Genomic DNA, 20,608 nt, shown 5'->3' with positions numbered 1-20,608 from the left:
GCCATCCGGCTGGTCTTTTTTGTATTGCGGAACTTTTCAGTTTCAGGGAGGAGTGACGTGAATTAACAGATAAATCAACCTGCAAGCTAATTAATTCCAACAGCTGATTTATTTATTCGTTCTAAACATGAATTGAAATAATTCATGGGAGCAAGATACTACCGACCATGGAGCAGAGGTAATTTCATGAATCAAGCGATTGTAATTCAGATGGGGAGAAGGGCAGGATATAGAAGGGGATGTACAGTATATGAGTGTTGATGCTTTTACGGAAGGCAAGGGCAACATATTCTGAGTACCATTATAAAGTAATCGACTTTACTTACATGCATTCTTGTCTTTAATTATTCTTTTCATTATACTAGGAAGAATTTAATTGATAATATGCAATATGGATGGGTAAGGAAGAAGGCAGACAAAAATAGAACCATGAAGGGATCGGTATTGTGAGTAAAAAGAGTAAGGAAAAGTTTGAAGTTATCGAGGGCGAGACGATCGATGCATGTTTAGATCGAATTAAAGCGGCAGGTTACTTCCCTGTAAGGCGAACGGAAGAGCCTATTTTTGCCGAGAGAATTGAGAATGGTAAAGTCCATTATGTGCCAGTTAATCGAAAAATTGTATTTGAAGCAAAGTTAATTGAGTAAAACACGAACGATTAATTAATATCATGTAAAAATATTCGATTTTAACTTGACATTAAAATGGCCGGAAGGTAAGATGAAGTTACATTAATACATCTCATATAATCATGGGGATATGGCCCAAAAGTTTCTACCTGATGACCGTAAATCATCGGACTATGAGAAAAGCATCTGACTATTTCGGAAACTAGCCAAGTCTTTTTGTAGTTCCAAAAGGGCTTTCTATTCCGGACAGGTTGCTTTCTCGATGAGGAAGCAACCTGTCCGGTTTTTTAATTTACATGTTATAGATAAATGATAAGCGTCTGTCTGCATACTCGGGACGCCATAATATGAGTGTTGGAGGGAAAGATGATATGAAACCGCAAGTTGGGGTTATTATGGGTAGTGTCTCGGATTGGGAAACGATGAAGTACGCTTGTGAATCATTGGAACAGCTTGAGATTCCCTATGAAAAAAGAGTCGTTTCCGCCCACCGGACGCCGGATTTACTATTTGAATATGCAGAGAGTGCAAAAGATAGAGATATTAAAGTGATTATTGCCGGAGCAGGCGGGGCTGCACATCTTCCAGGTATGACCGCCGCTAAAACGATTGTCCCTGTGATTGGCGTGCCAATACAGTCGAAGGCATTAAATGGGATGGATTCGTTATTATCGATTGTTCAAATGCCTGGTGGCGTACCGGTTGCAACGGTTGCAATCGGAAAAGCCGGCGCAGTCAATGCCGGTTTGTTAGCGGCTCAAATGTTAGCGGCTTTTGATTCTAACATTGCTGATAGGCTAGAGGCTTTACGAGACGAAACCAGAGAAAAGGTGTTACAGAGCAGTGAACAACTTAAATAATACAATCATATTACCGGGACAAACCATTGGAATTATCGGCGGTGGGCAATTGGGCAGGATGATGGCCTTGTCAGCTAAGGCATCGGGCTTTAAGATAGCGGTCCTTGAGCCGACTGCAGAAGGCCCATGTGCTCAAGTGGCGGATATTGAAATCATTGGTGCCTATGATGATATTGAAGCATTGAAAAGGTTAGCTGACGTCAGTGATGTCATAACATACGAGTTTGAAAATATCAGTTCAGAAGCCTTGGATTGGTTAAAGCAACATGCATATCTTCCACAAGGCTCAGAATTATTAAAATTGACACAGGATAGATTGACGGAAAAAAAAGCCATATCCGATGCAGGAGCTTCCGTTGCTCCATATCAGGAAATACAGGATATTTCAGAAATTTACCTTCATATAGAGAAATTAGGGTACCCTAGTGTGTTAAAAACGACGCGGGGCGGTTATGATGGAAAAGGGCAGTTGGTCATTAAGGAAGAAGCCGATATCAAAAAGGCTGAATCCCTGCTCAAAACAGGTATATGTGTGCTGGAAGCCTGGATTCCTTTCGTAAAAGAAATATCCATCATCGTGACGCGTAAGGCTGATGGCGAGACAAGTCATTTTCCGATTGCGGAAAACATTCATATTGAAAACATTCTTCATAAAAGCATTGTTCCGGCCCGCATCAGTATCCAAGCTGAACGGAAAGCTATTAATGAAGCTTTGCAGCTTGCAGAGAAACTTGATTTGGTGGGGACATTGGCAGTCGAGATGTTTTTAACCCCTCAGGATGATATCATCATTAATGAATTAGCGCCAAGACCACATAACTCAGGGCATTATACAATGGAGGCATGTGAGACTTCACAGTTTGAACAGCATATAAGGGCTGTCTGCAATTGGCCTCTTGGAAATACGGCGTTATTGAAGCCTGTGGTAATGATAAACATCCTTGGTGAGCATATCGAACCCTTGATGGATGAAATTCCGACGCTTTCAGATTGGAAGGTTCACCTTTACGGTAAGAAAGAAGCCAAGCTTAAGCGGAAAATGGGTCATGTGAATATTTTACGTCCAACGATTGAAGAAGCTCTTTTGGAAAGTGATCGAAGCAAAATATGGAATCAACAGGTTGAAACGGAGGAAGTAAAATGATTGAACGTTATACCCGCCCAGAGATGGGAAACATTTGGACAGAAAAGAACCGCTTTAATGCGTGGTTGGAAGTTGAAATCTTAGCTTGTGAAGCATGGTCCGAGCTAGGTGTCATTCCAAAAGAAGATGTGAAGCTTCTTCGCGAAAATGCTACATTCGATGTTGACCGTATCAATGAAATCGAAAAAGATACACGCCATGATGTTGTTGCTTTTACACGTGCAGTTTCCGAAACGTTGGGTGAAGAACGGAAATGGGTCCATTACGGACTGACTTCCACTGATGTGGTGGATACAGCTCTTTCCTATGTGATAAAGCAGGCGAATGAGATCCTTGCCAAGGATTTAAATAACTTCGTGGAGATCCTGAAAAACAAAGCGAAAGAACATAAATACACGGTTCAAATGGGACGTACACATGGAGTTCATGCGGAACCGACCACATTTGGGTTGAAACTGGCACTTTGGTATCAAGAAATGAAACGCAATGTCGAACGTTTTGAAGAAGCAAGAAAGAACATAGAGGTTGGGAAAATCTCTGGGGCTGTCGGAACTTACGCAAACATCGACCCGTTCGTTGAAAAATTCGTTTGTGAAAAGCTTGGCCTTGAAGCAGCGCCAATCTCAACACAAACATTGCAGCGTGATCGCCATGCACATTATATGAGTACATTGGCTTTAATTGCGACATCTATTGAAAAGTTTGCAGTGGAAATTCGCGGCTTGCAAAAAAGTGAAACACGCGAAGTGGAAGAATTCTTTGCAAAAGGACAAAAAGGATCTTCTGCAATGCCTCATAAACGGAATCCAATCGGTTCTGAAAATATGACGGGTATGGCTCGTGTAATCCGCGGTTACATGATGACAGCATATGAGAATGTGCCATTATGGCATGAGCGTGACATTTCGCATTCTTCTGCTGAGCGCATCATCTTGCCGGATGCAACGATCGCATTAAACTATATGCTGAACCGTTTCAGCAACATAGTGAAGAACTTGACCGTTTATCCAGAGAATATGAAACGCAATATGGACCGTACACTGGGATTGATTTTCTCACAACGTGTGCTGCTATCCCTTATCGATAAAGGACTTGTCCGTGAAGAAGCTTATGATACGGTTCAGCCGAAAGCGATGGAAGCATGGGAGCTTCAGGTTCCATTCAGAAGCCTGATCGAAAAGGATGATAAAATCACAAGCTTGCTTACGAAAGAAGAACTTGATGATTGTTTCGATCCTACACATCACCTGAAAAATGTAGATGTAATCTTTGATCGTTTAGGTTTATAAAAGTGAAGGCGGCAAACATGGTACCTTTAACGGTGATATGTTTGCCAAGCCTGATCAATGGCAGGAAGATTCATAATATTCACAATGTGGGGGTCTGGACAGATGGAAAAACGAGAATTGTTGTATGAAGGAAAAGCGAAACAGATTTTTGCAACGGACAACAGTGAAATAGTATGGGTGGAATACAAGGATTCGGCAACGGCATTCAATGGTGAGAAGAAGTCAGAGATTGCCGGAAAAGGTAAGTTGAATAATCAAATTACTAGCTTACTATTTTCAAAGCTTGCCCAAGAGAATATCCCATCCCATTTTATTGAAATGCTTTCCGAACGGGAGCAGCTAGTCAAAAGGGTATCCATCATTCCGCTAGAAGTCGTTGTCAGAAATACGGCTGCCGGCAGTTTTTCTAAAAGGACTGGCATTGAAGAAGGCCAGCCGCTCAAGAAAACGCTGATTGAGTTTTACTATAAAGACGACGAGCTCGGCGATCCTCTGTTAACGGAAGACCATATTGAAGAATTGGAACTTGCAAGCAAGGAAGATGTAGCGATTTTAAAAGAAAAGGCACAAGAAATCAGTATCGTCTTAACGTCATTCTTTAAAGAGTTGGACATTAAATTGATTGATTTTAAATTAGAGTTCGGCAAAACCCCGAATGGAGACATCCTGCTGGCAGATGAAATTTCACCTGATACCTGCCGATTATGGGATATTAACACGAACGAAAAATTAGACAAAGATGTATTCCGCCGTGATTTAGGAAGTTTAACAGATGCTTACGAAAAAATACTAGCAAAGTTGGAGGGCACTCAACATGTATAAGGTTAAGGTATATATCACACTACGCGAAAGTGTACTAGATCCACAGGGAGCAGCAGTGCAACAATCACTTCATAGCTTGACATATAACGAAGTTAGTGATGTTCGAGTGGGGAAATACATTGAACTTACAATTAAGGATACGGATCGTGATTTAGATCAACTTGTGAAGGAAATGTGTGAAAAACTATTGGCCAATACGGTAATTGAAGCTTACCGTTATGATGTTGAGGAGGTTATCACCCAATGAAATTTGCTGTCATAGTTTTCCCTGGCTCCAATTGTGATGTCGATATGTACCATGCGATAAAGGATGCACTGGGGGAAGAAGTGGAGTATGTTTGGCACTCTACAGACAATCTAGATCAGTATGATGGGATTCTCCTTCCTGGAGGTTTCTCTTATGGAGACTATTTACGCTCTGGAGCAATTGCACGCTTTTCTAATGTAATGGCTGAAGTCGTAAAAGCGGCACAAGCAGGAAAGCCTGTCTTGGGTGTCTGCAATGGTTTTCAGATTTTACTTGAAGCAGGACTTTTACCTGGAGCGATGCGCCGTAATGAAGGCTTGAAATTCATTTGCCGCAATGTAGGACTGAAGGTTGAAAATAACCAATCGATGTTCACGACAGGATATGAATTAAATGAAACGATTACGATCCCTGTGGCACATGGTGAGGGGAATTACTACTGCGATGATGAAACATTGGCTGAATTAAAACAAAATAACCGCATCTTGTTCACGTATGATGGTGAAAATCCAAACGGAAGCTTGGAGCAAATAGCGGGAATTACAAATGAACAAGGAAATGTCCTCGGAATGATGCCTCATCCCGAACGTGCTGTTGATTCGCTGCTTGGCAGTAAAGACGGCTTAAAGATTTTTCAATCCATCGTAAAAAACTGGAGGGAATCACATGTTATTACAGCTTGAACCAAGTCCGGAAAAAATTAAATCGGATCGATTGTACGCAACAATGGGACTATCCGATGATGAATTTGCAATGGTGGAGAAAATCTTAGGCAGACTGCCGAATTATACGGAAACTGGTTTGTTTTCGGTTATGTGGTCAGAGCATTGTTCCTACAAAAATTCAAAACCCATCTTAAGGAAATTCCCGATTACAGGGGAGAAAGTGCTGCAAGGTCCTGGTGAAGGAGCGGGTATCGTTGATATCGGTGACGATCAGGCTGTCGTTTTTAAAATTGAAAGTCATAACCACCCTTCGGCAATAGAGCCTTATCAAGGTGCTGCTACCGGTGTCGGCGGAATTATCCGTGATGTTTTCTCCATGGGAGCCCGTCCGATCGCGATGTTGAACTCACTTCGCTTCGGTGAGCTAGACAATGATCGCGTGAAATATTTATTTAAAGAAGTGGTTGCAGGGATTGCAGGATACGGGAATTGTATCGGAATTCCAACTGTCGGCGGAGAAATTCAATTTGATCCATCGTATGAAGGAAATCCTCTTGTCAATGCAATGTGTGTCGGTTTGATCGATCATAAGGACATTAAAAAAGGCCAAGCACATGGAGTGGGCAACACAGTGATGTATGTGGGTGCAAAAACTGGACGTGATGGCATTCATGGAGCAACATTTGCATCTGAAGAGCTATCAGAGTCTTCGGAAGAGAAACGGCCTGCCGTACAAGTAGGCGATCCATTCATGGAGAAACTGCTTTTGGAAGCATGCCTTGAATTGATTCAAAATGATGCCCTTGTTGGCATTCAGGATATGGGAGCAGCAGGTCTTACAAGCTCATCTGCCGAGATGGCGAGTAAAGCTGGCTCAGGAATAAAAATGAACCTGGATTTGGTACCGCAGCGTGAAACGGGAATGACAGCATATGAAATGATGCTTTCTGAATCACAAGAGCGGATGCTGATCGTTGTCACTAAAGGACGCGAACAGGAAATCGTCGACTTGTTTACGAAATATGACCTAGAAGCGGTTGCTGTTGGTGAAGTAACGGATGATAAAAATCTAACACTTTCCCATCAAGGTGAAATCGTTGCTGAGGTTCCGGTTGATGCATTGGCTGAAGAGGCCCCTATTTATCACAAGCCATCTGCAGAGCCGCAATATTTCCGTGACTTCCAAAGCATGACGGCAGAAGTGCCAGTCATTGAAGATTATAAAGATACATTGGTATCACTATTGAAGCAACCGACAATTTCGAGTAAGGAATGGGTCTACGACCAGTATGATTACATGGTCCGCACGAATACAGTCGTCTCACCTGGGTCGGATGCAGCGGTAGTGCGTGTACGTGGTACGAATAAAGCCCTTGCCATGACGACGGATTGCAACTCACGCTTTATTTATTTAGATCCTGAAACAGGCGGCAAAATCGCTGTGGCTGAAGCAGCCCGTAACATCATTTGCTCAGGTGCGGAACCTTTAGCGATTACGGATTGCTTGAATTTTGGGAATCCAGAAAAACCAGAAATATTCTGGCAACTGGAAAAAGCGGCAGACGGTATGAGTGAAGCTTGCAGAAGCTTAAGTACTCCTGTAATCGGCGGAAATGTTTCCCTTTATAATGAAACGAATGGTGAAGCGATTTATCCGACACCTGTAGTTGGAATGGTTGGTCTAGTCAATGACCTTAAGCACATCACAACACAAACATTTAAAAATGAATCCGATTTGATTTATGTGGTCGGTGAAGCGAAAGTGGAATTCGGAGGCAGTGAATTACAGAAAATGCTCGAGGGCAAAATCTTTGGACGCGCTCCAGAACTTGATTTGGACCTTGAACAAAAGCGTCAGAAGCAAATTCTGACAGCAATTCAAAAAGGACTTGTTGCATCAGCCCATGACCTTTCGGAAGGCGGTTTGGCAGTGGCTTTAGCTGAATCTTTATTCGGGGCAAGCAAACTAGGGGCAAAAGTGAATATATCCGGTGAACCTGTATCTGAATTATTCAGTGAAACGCAATCACGATTCCTTCTTTCCATCAGTCCTGAAAACCAAACGGCATTTGAAGCACTGGTTGAAGATGCGAGATGCATAGGCTCAGTAACGGCTGATAATAAATTAGTCGTGGCAACAAGTGATAGCAAAGTATTGGAAGCGGACGTTGAAGATTTACAAACAGCTTGGAAGGGAGCCATACCATGCTTGCTGAAATAAGAAGCTTAAACGAAGAGTGTGGTGTTGTTGGAGTCTGGGGACATCCCGATGCAGCGCAGCTTGCTTACTACGGTTTGCATAGCTTGCAACATCGTGGTCAAGAGGGAGCGGGCATCGTCGTGACGGATGGTGAGCAGATGTCCATCTCTAAGGGCGAAGGACTTGTCACAGAGATATTCACTGCGGAAAAAATGCAGGCACTTTCCGGTAGCGGTAAAGCGGCAATAGGCCATGTCCGTTATACAACGGCAGGCGGCGGCGGGTATCAAAATGTTCAGCCTTTCCTGTTCAATTCTCATACAGGAGGGCTGGCCCTTGCTCATAATGGGAATATCGTCAATGCCCATCAATTAAAAGCACAGCTTGAAGGACAAGGAAGCATTTTTCAAACGACCTCTGATACGGAAGTTCTGGCACATCTGATTAAACGCTCCGGCTACACGGATGTAAGAGATTCCGTGAAGAACAGTTTAAGTATGCTGAAGGGAGCCTATGCCTTTGTCATCATGACCGAAACCCAAATGATCTTGGCAAGAGATCCGCATGGCTTCCGTCCACTTTCCTTGGGGAAAATAGGCGATGCATATTTCGCTGCATCCGAAACATGTGCACTTGATATTGTAGGTGCAGAATTCATTCGCGATATTGAGCCGGGTGAACTCGTTGTCATTAATGATGAGGGAATCACATCCGAATACTTTTCGCTTTCCAGCCAACAGGCAATGTGCACGATGGAGTACGTTTATTTTTCCCGTCCGGATAGCAACATTGATGGTATCAATGTTCATACGGCACGGAAAAACCTTGGTAAGCAAATGGCACTCGAAACCAAAATTGAAGCAGACGTAGTTACAGGTGTACCTGATTCCAGCATCTCGGCAGCGATTGGCTATGCTGAAGCTGCGGGCATTCCTTATGAAATGGGCTTAATAAAGAATCGTTATGTTGGACGGACTTTCATTCAGCCATCACAAAGTCTGCGAGAACAAGGCGTAAAGATGAAACTATCACCTGTAAGAGGGGTAGTGGAAGGCAAGCGGGTCATAATGGTCGATGATTCAATCGTCCGTGGGACAACGAGCAGAAGGATTGTCCGCATGTTAAAAGATGCAGGTGCAAAAGAAGTGCATGTAGTAATCAGCTCACCACCGATCAAGAATCCATGTTTTTATGGCATAGACACGTCTAAAAAGGAAGAACTGATTGCAAGCTCAAAATCGGTGGAGGAAATAAGGGAAATCATTGAAGCTGATTCCTTAACTTTTTTAAGTGTCGAAGGTATGGTCGAAGCAATTGGACGACCGTTTCCTGGAGAAACGCGCGGTTCATGCCTAGCTTGTTTCACCGGAAATTATCCGACTGAAATTTTTGAATACGAACGAGAAAAAACAAAATGTTAATCAAGTCGGCAATGATGATTGATTTTCGGAGGAGGATTTCAAATGGCTAATGCATATAAACAGGCTGGTGTGGATATTGAGGCTGGTTATGAAGCGGTAAATCGAATGAAAAAACATGTAAAGCGCACATTTCGTCCAGAAGTAATGAATGGTCTGGGCGGTTTCGGCGGCATGTTTGATTTATCTTCCTTGAACCTTAAAGAACCTGTGCTCATTTCTGGTACGGATGGAGTGGGTACAAAACTTTTGTTAGCGTTCATGATGGATAAACACGATACAATTGGAGTGGATTGTGTAGCTATGTGCGTCAATGATGTTGTCGTTCAAGGTGCTGCACCTTTATACTTTTTAGATTATATTGCCTGCGGTAAAGCAGATCCTGAACGAATTGAAATGATCGTCAAAGGAATTGCAGATGGCTGTGAGCAGGCGGGCTGTGCTTTAATCGGCGGAGAAACGGCTGAAATGCCAGGCATGTACGAGATGGAAGAATACGATGTGGCAGGCTTTACTGTAGGTGCCGTTGAAAAATCACGTCTTATTACTGGTGAAGCGATCTCGGCTGGTGACGTCGTTATTGGACTCGCTTCAAGCGGCATCCACAGTAATGGGTATTCCCTTGTTCGTAAAATCCTTCTTGAGGACTCAGGCATGGGGCTTCATGACTTCGTACCGGAACTGGATTGCAAGTTGGGAGAGGAATTATTAAAGCCGACAAAAATCTATGTGAAGTCGGTTTTATCGACGTTGGAAAAATTTGAGGTTAATGGCCTTGCCCATATCACCGGTGGAGGATTCATCGAGAATATTCCGCGTATCCTTCCTGAAGGATGCGGTGTTGAAATAGAGCTTGGTAGCTGGGAAATTCCAACTATATTCTCATTCCTTGAAGAAAAAGGGAACCTTGTAAATGAGGAAATGTTCAATATCTTCAATATGGGAGTTGGAATGACGGCTATCGTGAAAAAAGAAGTGGCATCCGATGTGCTAGCCCACCTACGGTCTTGCGGTGAAGAAGCCTCAGTTATTGGGACGGTTGTGAATGGAAATGGAGTGTCGTTCAAATAATGAAACGCCTTGCTGTCTTTGCATCAGGTAACGGTAGTAATTTTCAATCAATCGCTGAAGCAATAAAAAGTGGAAAGTTGGAGGCGGAAATCTGCCTTGTCGTTTGCGATCGTGAAGACGCATATGTGCTTGAGAGAGCCAAGCTTGAGAACATTGATTCTTTCTCCTTTTCAGCAAAAAATTACTCCAACAAGACTGAGTATGAAACGGAAATCCTGGAAAAACTTCGCCAATATGAGATAGAATTTATCATTCTGGCTGGTTATATGCGTTTGATCGGACCGACATTATTACAACAATATTCACAGGGGATCGTGAATATCCACCCTTCACTTCTGCCTAGTTTTCCAGGCAAGGATGCAATTGGCCAGGCTTTTGACGCCGGAGTGAAGGAAACGGGGGTAACGGTTCATTATGTGGATGTTGGAATGGACACAGGACCGGTCATTGCCCAAAAAGCAGTGCCAATTCTTGAGGGGGATACGAAAGACATCCTTCAAAAAAGGATTCAGGAAATGGAGCATGACCTGTATCCGTCAGTTTTGCAGGAGCTATGCCACAAGAAACTTACTTAATGGAGGGACCAACATAACATGAAGAAACGTGCATTAATTAGTGTATCGGATAAAACAGGTATCGTAGAATTTGCTCAAGGATTAATTGAAGCAGGTTTTGAAATCATTTCTACAGGCGGTACCAAAAAAACGCTGCAGGATAATGGTATTGAGGTAATTGGAATCAGTGACGTCACCGGTTTCCCGGAAATATTGGATGGACGTGTTAAAACGCTTCACCCGAATGTCCATGGAGCAGTGTTGGCAAAACATGATGACAAAAATCACGCAGCACAGCTTGCGGAACATAATATTGAACCGATTCAACTTGTCTGTGTGAACCTATATCCATTCCAGGCGACTATTTCCAAACCGGAAGTCACTGTGGAAGATGCTATTGAAAACATCGATATCGGTGGACCGACAATGCTTCGTTCTTCTGCTAAAAACCACGAATATGTGACTGTTATCGTTGATTCCAATGATTATCCTACCGTATTGGCTGAGCTGAAACAAAATGGCGGGGTATCAAAAACCACGAATCGCCGCCTGGCAGCAAAAGTTTTCCGTCATACAGCAGCATATGATGCCGTTATTTCAGAGTATATGACAGAGCTTGCCGATGAAGAAAATCCTGAATCATTGACTGTTACCTATGAATTGAAACAGTCGCTTCGTTATGGGGAAAACCCACATCAAAAAGCCGCATTTTATAAAAAACCGCTTGGTTCCGTTTTCTCTATTGCAGAAGCGAATCAATTACATGGAAAAGAACTTTCATACAACAACATTAATGATGCTGATGCAGCACTTCAAATCGTTAAAGAATTCAATGAGCCGGCTGCAGTTGCAGTCAAACATATGAATCCTTGCGGCGTCGGTGTCGGTGCGACAATTTTGGAAGCATATGAAAAAGCATATGAGGCAGATGCCACTTCCATTTTCGGCGGGATCATCGCTTTGAACCGTGAAGTTGATAAGGCAACTGCTGAGAAGCTTCATGAAATTTTCCTTGAAATCATCATTGCGCCTGGGTTTACACAAGAGGCAGTGGAAGTATTGACAAGCAAGAAAAACCTTCGTTTATTAACGATCGATTTCGACGCGGTTAAAAAGCCTGAACGTAAATTGACATCAATCGAAGGCGGATTGCTTATTCAAGATCAGGATGCACATAGCTTAAAGGATGCAGAGGTAAAAGTGGCAACGAAACGTGAGCCTACCCCTGAAGAGTGGAAAGCCATGGAACTTGGCTGGAAAATCGTGAAACATGTCAAGTCGAATGCAATTGTTGTTTGTAACGATCAAATGACATTAGGTGTTGGCGCAGGACAAATGAACCGCGTGGGAGCTGCAAAAATTGCTTTGGAACAAGCTGGGGAAAGAGCAACAGGAAGTGCATTGGCTTCAGATGCTTTCTTCCCGATGGATGATACTGTAGAAGCGGCAGCGAAAGCGGGCGTCACGGCAATCATTCAGCCTGGTGGATCTGTTAAAGACGAAGATTCAATCAAGAAAGCTGATGAATATGGGATTACGATGGTGTTTACAGGAATTCGTCACTTTAAACATTAATCAAAAATGAGGTGCGATAATGAATGTACTAGTAATTGGCCGGGGCGGCAGGGAGCATGCCATAGCCCGCAAACTATTTGAAAGTAAACGAGTTGGGACCGTTTTTGCAGCACCGGGAAATCCAGGGATGACCGATGTAGCGACTCTTGTACCAATTGATGAAAACAATCATGGGGATTTGGTTGCCTTTGCCAAGAAGAATGCTGTTTCATTAACGGTGATCGGGCCCGAAACACCATTGTTGAATGGACTTGCAGATGATTTTACGGAGGCAGGATTACAGGTATTTGGCCCTAATGGCCGTGCTGCAGTCATCGAGGGAAGTAAATCCTTTGCTAAAGATTTAATGAAGAACTATAGCATTCCGACAGCGGAATATGAAACATTCTCTGATTATGATTCAGCAAAAGCATATATCGAAAAAATGGGTGCCCCCATTGTCATAAAAGCGGATGGTTTGGCAGCAGGAAAAGGTGTCGTGGTTGCTATGACGATGGAAGAGGCGTTAGACGCCATCCATGATATGCTAGTCGGAGCAAAGTTCGGGGAAGCATCTGCCAAAGTCGTTATTGAGGAATTCCTTGATGGCGAGGAATTTTCCTTGATGGCATTCGTTAATGGGGAAAAAGTGTATCCGATGGTCATTGCTCAAGATCATAAGCGGGTTTTTGATGGAGATCAGGGTCCGAACACAGGTGGAATGGGTGCATATTCACCGGTGCCGCAAATATCCGATGAAATGATCCAGACTGCAGTCGAAACGATTCTTAAACCCACGGTAAATGCGATGATTTCTGAGAATCGGAGTTTTACAGGAATATTATATGCCGGGTTGATCGCCACTGAAAAAGGCACAAAAGTCATTGAGTTCAATGCCCGTTTTGGCGATCCGGAAACGCAAGTCGTTTTACCTCGCCTAAAGACAGACTTCGTAGATACGCTTGAAGCGGTTCTTTCTGGAGAGGATCTAGAACTTGAGTGGCATGAAGAAGCCGTGCTTGGGGTGGTCGTCGCAGCCGATGGATATCCAGGGGAATATAAAAAGGGATCTATCATTAAAGGCTTGGAAAAGATTGATCCGAAAGCCCATGTTTATCATGCTGGAACGGCTCTCAATAATGAAGGGAACTTCATCTCGAATGGCGGACGTGTACTTCTGGTTGCTGCAAAAGGGAAAGATTTGGCCTCTGCACAAGCTGAAGTATATAAAGAGTTAGGGCATATTGAGAAAGACGGTTTATTTTGGCGAACGGATATTGGCTACCGAGCAATAAAATACAATTTTTCATCATAATATAAAGAAGCTGACTCTAAGCGGAGTCAGCTTCTTCTATAAGATTTAATATAAATCAGATTGATTCGATTCATTTTCCTGTTTTGGTCCTTTTGTCATCAAGTTTTGTCCGTTTTCCTTCGCATCGACGACAGGACAATAACGGAGGATTCCTTCACCTATTTTCATGGCGGAAAGCATGGCCACGATTATATAAGATTGGTTTTTCCATGGTTTTTTCACCATTTTAGCCGTAGCCCATGTTAGAAATGTAAAACCACAAGTAATTCGCATTAAAGCATTTATTATACTGATATTTTGTTTAAACTTCATATAAAATCCATCCCTTCACAAAAATTTAACAATAATCTGGATAACATTACTGTTCTAATGGGGCAAGTATGTTACTATGAAATAAAATTGGATTGAAAATGGTTTTTTTCATACACTGTTTCTAATAACTTATGGGGGAATGTTTATGCTTGAACAGCGCTATAGATGGAAAAATAAACATCTAAGAGAACATATAGATGTGCTGGATGGCAATAGGGCACCACACATTCTGCTAAAAAATACGACTTATTTAAATCAGGCTTTACGAAAATGGGTAAAAGCGAATATATGGATATATGAAGATCGCATCATATATGTTGGCGATAAGCTTCCTGATAATATAGACCGCTGTGAAATGGTCGACTGTACAAACCAGTACTTGGTCCCGGGTTATATTGAGCCGCATTCACACCCTTCTCAATTATATAATCCCCTTTCTTTTTCACGTTATGCATCTCATTTTGGCACAACGACATTAATCAATGATAACTTGCCGTTTCTATTGCAGTTAGATAAAAAGAAAGCGTTTTCTCTTTTGAAAGAATTACGTAACATTCCTGTAACAATGTATTGGTGGAGCCGTTTTGACGGACAAACGGAATTGATTGATGAAGATATGGTCTTTTCCCATGGGGCCGTCAAATCATGGCTGGAGCATGATGCCGTATTACAGGGCGGGGAACTAACTGGATGGCCGAAGCTTCTCGATGGGGATGACATGATGTTGCACTGGATTCAGGAAGCCAAGCGAATGAGGAAGAAAATAGAAGGACACTTTCCAGGTGCTTCAGAGAAGACTTTAGCAAAAATGACCTTGTTCGGCGCCGATTGTGATCATGAGGCTATGACAGGTGATGAAGTCATGTCACGCTTGCTGCAGGGCTATTATGTATCGTTAAGACATTCTTCGATCCGTCCGGATTTACCAAAGCTGATACAGGAAATCCATGAACTGGACATTGATCATTATGACAAATTCTTTTATACGACAGATGGATCACCGCCGTCCTTTTATGAAGGTGGGTTCATAGACTGCTTGATCAAAATAGCGATAGAGCATGGCGTTCCGGTCATCGATGCCTACAATATGGCGACCATCAACATCGCACGATATTATAACATTGAATACCTTCATGGCAATATTGCCACAGGGAGGGTGGCGAACATCAACTTCCTGACCGATGTAAAGGAACCCGCTCCGGTTTCGGTAATGGCGAAAGGGAAATGGGTGAAAAGGGATGGTGAGATCATTCCGGATAAACAGGAAATCGAATGGAGTGATTTCGATTTTAAACCGCTCGATCTTGATTGGGATCTCAGTTTAAAGGAAGATTTTGAATTTTCCATGCCGTTCGGGATTGAATTGGTTAATAATGTAATTACGAAACCGTACTCCCTTGCCAATGATGTTGGGCATGAAGAACTGGACTTTGAGGATGATGAATGCTTTTTCATGCTAATCGACCGGGAAGGGAAATGGCGCATCAATACGATATTAAAAGGGTTTGCCGACAAATTGTGTGGCTTTGCCGGCTCTTATACAAATACAGGTGATATCATACTGATCGGTAAAAGGAAAAAGGATATGCATTTGGCGTTTAACCGGCTGAAGGAAATCGGCGGTGGAATCATTTTGACGGAACAAGGCAAGGTGATCCATGAACTTCCTCTGAAATTACAGGGAGTCATGTCCGCCAAGGAGGTTCCTGAATTGATTGAAGAAGAAAATGAATTGAAACATTTGCTGCGTGACAGAGGTTATCGCTTCGCCGATCCTGTGTATACCCTTTCATTCTTTTCGACAACCCATCTGCCATATATAAGGCTGACCCAGCGGGGAGTATATGATGTAATGAATAAAACTATACTCTTTCCCACTATAATGCGTTAAAATATAAGAGAAGAAATGGCTAATAAATCAAAGGAGTGGAAAGATGGATTTTAAGAGAGTTCTTTTCATCGTTATTGCTATTTTACTGCTGGCAGGCTGTTCGAGGAAAGAAGATCCTGCACTGGATGACAGTAAGCCGAAAGACCAAGCTGTCATCAAAAATACAGATGAGAAAAATGAACCTTCCAATGAGTTTCCGCTTACAGGTATAGCCACCGATACAGTCAGCGAGCGAAGGGCTGTAGCAGTGATGATTAATAATCATCCGGAAGCACGCCCGCAGTCGGGCCTCTCAGAAGCCGATATGGTTTACGAAATGCTCGCAGAAGGTGACATAACCAGATTTTTAGCTATCTTCCAAAGTGAAATGCCAAGCCAAATCGGTTCGATTCGGAGTGCAAGGGACTATTATATCGAATTGGCTAAAGGCCTTGATTGCCTCTATGTCTGCCATGGGAATAGCCCCGAGGCAAAGACCATGCTGGACAAAGGGTATATTGATAACTTGAACGGATTATATTATGATGGTACTTTGTTTCAACGTTCGGCAGATCGAAAAGCACCGCATAATTCCTACACCTCCTTTGAGGATATCGAAAAAGGTGCAAAAGAAAAGGGTTATGAGTTGAATGGTGCACCGGAGCCTTATGCTTTCCTTACAAAGGAAGAGGCAGCTGGACTTCAAGGGGAACCGGCTTTGAAAACCGAGGTTTCCTACGGATCAGACGAGTATGATGTACAGTATGAATACGAAGCCACGGAAGAGAAATATAAACGTTATTCGAATGGAGAGCAAACAGTCGAGCATAAATCGAATAAACCTATTTTACTGGATAATATATTGATCATTGAGGCTGCTCATCAAGTGGTCGACGATAAAGGGCGTCGGAAAATCGACTTGAAAAGTGGCGGAAATGGTTATTTACTTCAAAAAGGAAAAGCGAATGAAGTAGAATGGGTGAGTAAGGATGGGCGTATTACACCAGTGAAAAACGATAAAGAGGTAGGGTTGATTCCAGGGAAAACTTGGATCAATATTATTCCGGATGAACCTGGTTTAGTAGGAGACGTCTCATTTTGATACCCATGAAATTGAGGGGGAGTAACATGCAAATTGATAAGTTAAGAGGAAAAGAAACGGATCAGCTGTTCAAGTCGATCCTTTCCTTGCGTGATTTGGACGAATGTTATCGATTTTTTGATGATTTATGCACAGTTAATGAAATTTCATCATTGGCACAGCGTCTTGAAGTAGCCCGCATGCTTGAAGAAGGAAAAACCTATCATAAAATCGAAACGGAAACGGGTGCAAGCACGGCTACGATTTCCAGGGTCAAACGCTGCTTGAACTACGGAAATGATGCTTATTCCATGGCTCTGAACCGTATTAAGGATACCGTAGAGGAAACAACTGAATCTTAATTCTTTCGATTATAATAAGAAGCTGGGGAATTCATTTCCCGGCTTTTTATTTTGTGTTGAGCACGCTCATTGCCGGCTGTCTTTCAGCCGTATCCATGTTATATTGGATTTTAGATTAAAAGGTTCCATTTGGTAATAACATTTTATCGATACTTCTCTTTTTTAATGAAAAATCTTAATGCTATAATGGTGTAATGGGAAGTGTGATTGGAGGATTATAATGTACGATTTTCGCGAGTGGAAACATGTTTTCAAACTCGATCCAAATAAAGAAATAAGTGATGAGGCCCTTGAGAAAGTCTGTGAATCCGGTACTGATGCAATCATGGTCGGGGGAACAGATGGTATCACGCTTGAGAATGTGCTTCATTTAATGGCACGTGTCAGGCGATATACGGTCCCATGTGTGATGGAAATTTCTTCAGTTGAAACGGTGACCCCGGGGTTTGATTTATATTTCATTCCGAGTGTCCTGAATAGCACCAACCCGGATTGGATGATGAAATTGCATCAGCAAGCGGTCAAGGAATACGGATACCTTTTGAATTGGGATGAAATTTTCGTCGAAGGGTACTGTATCCTGAACCCTGAGTGCAAGGCGGCCCAATTGACGAAAGCCAATACTGATTTGGATATGGATGATGTGGGTGCATACGCGATGATGGCAGAAAAGATGTTCAACCTGCCGATCTTTTATTTGGAATACAGCGGTGATTATGGCGATGTCCAGATGGTGGAAGCGGCCAAAGAGAGTTTGGAAGATACCGTACTATTTTATGGCGGTGGGATAAAATCGGTTGAACAGGCCAAAGAGATGTCCAAGATTGCGGATGTCATCGTTGTGGGGAATGTGGTTTATGAAGATTTGAAAGTGGCCCTTGCAACGGTTACGGCAGTTAAATGAAAACATGTAAGAAATATAGTATACTAAAACAGAAACGAATGTTCGTATAGGTGGTGTGATAATGCAATATTTAGCGGAAAAATTATTAATAGGGTTGAATGAACAGCAACAAAAAGCAGTGAAAGCAACAGATGGTCCACTTTTGATCATGGCTGGGGCAGGAAGCGGAAAGACGCGTGTGCTGACTCACCGAATCGCTTACTTGATGGTCGAGAAGGAAATAGCGCCTTGGAACATCCTTGCAATCACGTTCACTAATAAAGCTGCACGTGAGATGAAGGAGAGGATCCGTGCCATACTTGGCGGTGCGTCCGAAGATATCTGGATATCGACTTTCCACTCGATGTGTGTCCGTATTCTACGAAGAGATATCGACCGTATCGGATTTAATAGAAACTTCTCGATATTGGATACGACGGATCAGCAATCGGTCATAAAACAAATCATGAAAGACCGTAATATGGATACGAAGAAATACGATTATCGTGCCATTTTGGGCAGCATCAGTTCAGCGAAAAATGAATTGGTCGGGCCGGAAGAGTACCTGAAGACGGCGTCTGATTATTTCACTAAGGTAACTGCCGATGTTTATACGGAATATCAAAAACGACTGCGCAAAAATTCAGCGCTCGATTTCGATGATTTGATCATGATGACGATTCAATTGTTCCAGCTCGTACCTGAGGTGCTTGAATATTATCAGCGTAAATTTCAATACATTCATGTTGATGAGTACCAAGATACGAACAGGGCACAATACATGCTTGTTAAACTATTGGCTTCACGTTTCCGTAATCTCTGTGTTGTCGGGGATTCCGATCAATCGATCTATCGTTGGCGCGGTGCGGATATTGCGAATATCCTTTCATTTGAAAAAGATTATCCGAATGCCAACATGATTTTCCTAGAACAGAATTACCGCTCGACGAAAAAAATCCTTGCAGCGGCGAATAAGGTCATCGATAACAATCAAAACCGTAAGCCGAAAAATCTTTGGACCGAGAATGCCGATGGCAATAAGATATTCTATTACCGGGCGGACAATGAACAAGGGGAAGCGCAATTCGTAGCCGGAAAGATAAATGAATTAGTTCAGGACGGCAGCAGGAAATATTCAGATATAGCCATACTTTACAGAACGAATGCACAATCACGTGTCATGGAGGAAGTACTGCTTAAATCCAATATAAATTATGCAATAGTCGGGGGCACTAAGTTCTATGACCGTAAAGAAATTAAGGATTTACTTGCCTATCTTCGACTTATTGCGAACCCTGATGATGACATTAGCCTTCGCCGTGTAATCAATGTGCCAAAACGCGGAATTGGTGCAACTTCGATGGACAAAGTGGCAGATTATGCAGATCAATATGATGTTTCGATATATAAAGCATTGGAGTCTGTGGAAATGGTAGGGATAAGCGGGAAGGCTACCAAAGCGGCAAGGGAATTCCATACGCTGATCACTAATTATACAAATCAGCAGGAGTACTTATCCGTGACGGAACTTGTGGAGGAAGTCATAAAGAAAACCGGTTACCGTGAGATGCTGCAGGCAGAAAAAACGATTGAATCACAAAGCCGGCTTGAAAATATAGATGAGTTTTTATCTGTTACGAAAGCATTCGAAGATAACAGCGAGGACAAATCATTGGTGGGCTTTTTGACTGACCTGGCGTTGGTTGCCGATATAGATCAACTTGACGAGAATAAAGAAGAAGCTACAAATACGGTAACGTTGATGACATTGCATTCCGCGAAGGGACTTGAATATCCGGTGGTCTTTCTATTGGGACTTGAAGAAGGGGTTTTCCCTCACAGCCGTTCGCTTATGGATGAAGAGGAGATGGAAGAAGAACGCCGTCTGGCTTATGTGGGAATTACAAGGGCCGAAAATGAACTTTTCATAAGCAATGCCCAAATGCGGACATTGTTTGGACGGACGAGCATGAATCCCGTTTCACGTTTCATCAGTGAAATACCGGAGGAACTTCTAGAAGACCTAAAACCGAAACCTGCTCCTCGAGCCAGGCAAACGCCTTTCAGTTCTTCGAGAACCGGGTCTCCTTCAACGGCTTCAACAAGGAAAGTGCCTGCCTTTGGAAAAGCTGTTTCTGCACCATCCGCTACGGGCGGTGAAGAAATTGGCTGGGCTGTCGGTGACCGTGCCTCCCATAAAAAATGGGGTATAGGAACCGTTGTGAGCGTAAAAGGGGAAGGCGAAGGAAAGGAATTGGATATTGCTTTTCCAAGTCCAATCGGCATCAAGCGCCTATTGGCGAAATTTGCACCAGTTGAAAAAGCATAAGCT

General features: G+C 42.8%; 19 protein-coding genes and 1 riboswitch. Of the genes, 18 read left to right on the top strand and 1 reads right to left on the bottom strand.

From position 1 onward, the window contains the following. Window positions 1-446: 446 nt before the first annotated feature. From J7I90_RS22355 to purD, 13 genes are all read left to right on the top strand, one after another. Window positions 447-647: an NETI motif-containing protein gene (locus J7I90_RS22355; RefSeq protein ID WP_034306130.1), complete on the top strand. Its 201-nt coding sequence runs from the start codon at window positions 447-449 to the stop codon at window positions 645-647. Between the two features lie 74 nt (window positions 648-721). Further along, window positions 722-823: riboswitch (purine riboswitch) on the top strand. Between the two features lie 177 nt (window positions 824-1,000). Then, complete coding sequence (gene purE, locus J7I90_RS22350; RefSeq protein WP_096338794.1) at window positions 1,001-1,489, top strand: 5-(carboxyamino)imidazole ribonucleotide mutase; 489 nt, start codon at window positions 1,001-1,003, stop codon at window positions 1,487-1,489. Next, window positions 1,473-2,633 carry a 5-(carboxyamino)imidazole ribonucleotide synthase gene (purK, locus tag J7I90_RS22345; protein WP_214773794.1) on the top strand — a complete coding sequence of 387 codons (1,161 nt, stop codon included), beginning with the start codon at window positions 1,473-1,475 and terminating at the stop codon, window positions 2,631-2,633. The genes purE and purK overlap by 17 nt, the downstream gene beginning before the upstream one ends. Beyond that, window positions 2,630-3,922, top strand: a complete 1,293-nt coding sequence (gene purB / locus J7I90_RS22340; RefSeq protein ID WP_034306123.1) for an adenylosuccinate lyase — start codon at window positions 2,630-2,632, stop codon at window positions 3,920-3,922. The genes purK and purB overlap by 4 nt, the downstream gene beginning before the upstream one ends. Before the next feature lie 102 nt (window positions 3,923-4,024). Next, complete coding sequence (purC, locus tag J7I90_RS22335; protein WP_048680630.1) at window positions 4,025-4,744, top strand: phosphoribosylaminoimidazolesuccinocarboxamide synthase; 720 nt, start codon at window positions 4,025-4,027, stop codon at window positions 4,742-4,744. Continuing rightward, a complete protein-coding gene (purS, locus tag J7I90_RS22330) occupies window positions 4,737-4,991 on the top strand; it encodes a phosphoribosylformylglycinamidine synthase subunit PurS (protein ID WP_034306118.1) in 255 nt (84 codons plus the stop codon). The genes purC and purS overlap by 8 nt, the downstream gene beginning before the upstream one ends. Continuing rightward, entirely contained in the window at window positions 4,988-5,674 is a 687-nt protein-coding gene (gene purQ, locus J7I90_RS22325; RefSeq protein ID WP_048680628.1) for a phosphoribosylformylglycinamidine synthase subunit PurQ, read from the top strand. The genes purS and purQ overlap by 4 nt, the downstream gene beginning before the upstream one ends. After that, window positions 5,658-7,877, top strand: a complete 2,220-nt coding sequence (purL, locus tag J7I90_RS22320) for a phosphoribosylformylglycinamidine synthase subunit PurL (protein WP_214773793.1) — start codon at window positions 5,658-5,660, stop codon at window positions 7,875-7,877. Before purQ ends, purL begins: the two co-directional genes overlap by 17 nt. Beyond that, window positions 7,862-9,277: an amidophosphoribosyltransferase gene (purF, locus tag J7I90_RS22315; protein ID WP_214773792.1), complete on the top strand. Its 1,416-nt coding sequence runs from the start codon at window positions 7,862-7,864 to the stop codon at window positions 9,275-9,277. The genes purL and purF overlap by 16 nt, the downstream gene beginning before the upstream one ends. A 42-nt stretch (window positions 9,278-9,319) precedes the next feature. Beyond that, window positions 9,320-10,345 carry a phosphoribosylformylglycinamidine cyclo-ligase gene (purM, locus tag J7I90_RS22310; protein WP_214773791.1) on the top strand — a complete coding sequence of 342 codons (1,026 nt, stop codon included), beginning with the start codon at window positions 9,320-9,322 and terminating at the stop codon, window positions 10,343-10,345. Next, window positions 10,345-10,920: a phosphoribosylglycinamide formyltransferase gene (purN, locus tag J7I90_RS22305; RefSeq protein WP_214773790.1), complete on the top strand. Its 576-nt coding sequence runs from the start codon at window positions 10,345-10,347 to the stop codon at window positions 10,918-10,920. The genes purM and purN overlap by 1 nt, the downstream gene beginning before the upstream one ends. 18 nt (window positions 10,921-10,938) lie before the next feature. Next, window positions 10,939-12,474 (top strand): bifunctional phosphoribosylaminoimidazolecarboxamide formyltransferase/IMP cyclohydrolase, encoded by a 1,536-nt coding sequence (gene purH, locus J7I90_RS22300; protein WP_063595367.1) that lies wholly within the window; start codon window positions 10,939-10,941, stop codon window positions 12,472-12,474. Window positions 12,475-12,493: 19 nt separating this feature from the next. Beyond that, window positions 12,494-13,768: a phosphoribosylamine--glycine ligase gene (gene purD / locus J7I90_RS22295; RefSeq protein ID WP_214773789.1), complete on the top strand. Its 1,275-nt coding sequence runs from the start codon at window positions 12,494-12,496 to the stop codon at window positions 13,766-13,768. Between the two features lie 45 nt (window positions 13,769-13,813). Here the strand turns inward: purD and J7I90_RS22290 are convergent, their stop codons facing one another. After that, a complete protein-coding gene (locus tag J7I90_RS22290) occupies window positions 13,814-14,080 on the bottom strand; it encodes a YgaP-like transmembrane domain (protein WP_214773788.1) in 267 nt (88 codons plus the stop codon). 145 nt (window positions 14,081-14,225) lie between these two features. Between J7I90_RS22290 and J7I90_RS22285 the strand changes: the two genes are divergently transcribed. From J7I90_RS22285 to pcrA, 5 genes are all read left to right on the top strand, one after another. Beyond that, window positions 14,226-15,971 carry an adenine deaminase C-terminal domain-containing protein gene (locus J7I90_RS22285; protein WP_214773787.1) on the top strand — a complete coding sequence of 582 codons (1,746 nt, stop codon included), beginning with the start codon at window positions 14,226-14,228 and terminating at the stop codon, window positions 15,969-15,971. A 43-nt stretch (window positions 15,972-16,014) separates the two neighbouring features. Further along, window positions 16,015-17,052, top strand: coding sequence for a DUF3048 domain-containing protein (locus tag J7I90_RS22280; RefSeq protein ID WP_214773786.1), 1,038 nt, complete (start codon window positions 16,015-16,017; stop codon window positions 17,050-17,052). Between the two features lie 26 nt (window positions 17,053-17,078). Next, window positions 17,079-17,393, top strand: coding sequence for a YerC/YecD family TrpR-related protein (locus J7I90_RS22275; RefSeq protein WP_214773785.1), 315 nt, complete (start codon window positions 17,079-17,081; stop codon window positions 17,391-17,393). 220 nt (window positions 17,394-17,613) lie between these two features. After that, window positions 17,614-18,297, top strand: a complete 684-nt coding sequence (gene pcrB / locus J7I90_RS22270) for a heptaprenylglyceryl phosphate synthase (RefSeq protein WP_214773784.1) — start codon at window positions 17,614-17,616, stop codon at window positions 18,295-18,297. A gap of 61 nt (window positions 18,298-18,358) precedes the next feature. Further along, a complete protein-coding gene (gene pcrA, locus J7I90_RS22265; RefSeq protein ID WP_214773783.1) occupies window positions 18,359-20,605 on the top strand; it encodes a DNA helicase PcrA in 2,247 nt (748 codons plus the stop codon). Window positions 20,606-20,608 lie beyond the last annotated feature (3 nt).

The sequence above is a fragment of the Bacillus sp. ISL-57 genome, assembly GCF_018613135.1.
GTDB lineage: Bacteria > Bacillota > Bacilli > Bacillales > DSM-1321 > Peribacillus > Peribacillus frigoritolerans.
Note: the sequence above shows the minus strand (reverse complement) of the source record. Positions and strands in the feature narration are given on the sequence as shown.